1 protein-coding gene is annotated in these 404 nt (G+C 59.9%); it reads right to left on the bottom strand.

Annotated features, from left to right (window positions below; all coding sequences use genetic code 11):
* The coding region (locus Q4563_RS16620; RefSeq protein ID WP_303605275.1) for an ATP-binding cassette domain-containing protein at positions 1–347 on the bottom strand (347 nt) is incomplete at its 3' end.
* Positions 348–404: the final 57 nt, after the last annotated feature.

Below are 404 nucleotides of genomic sequence, written 5' to 3'. Positions count from 1 at the left end.
GCCAATACCTGCGCTTCAGTTTCATCATGAGTGACCAGCAACAAGGTCATTTGCAACGGCTGTAGCAGTGCATTCAAGTCACGCCAGATGGTGTGCCGATTCCCCAGATCCAGGCTTGAAAACGGCTCATCCAGCAACAGCACGCCCGGCCGCCGGGCGAGACAACGGGCCAGAGCCGCCCGTTGCCGTTCGCCACCAGACAGCTGGGCGGGATAACGGTTGTGCAAATGTTGCGCGCGGGCCAGACACAGGGCCTCTTCAATCCGCTCGGCGCGAGAACCCTGATGGTCAAACCCGAATGCCAGAGACAGCCAGACATTCTGCCGTACCGTCAGATGCGGGAACAAATGCAAATCCTGGCTCAGATACCCCAGCCGTCGGCGGTGAGGTGCCCAGCCATGTAC

This window comes from Gilvimarinus sp. 1_MG-2023, from assembly GCF_030548285.1.
Note: the sequence above shows the minus strand (reverse complement) of the source record. Positions and strands in the feature narration are given on the sequence as shown.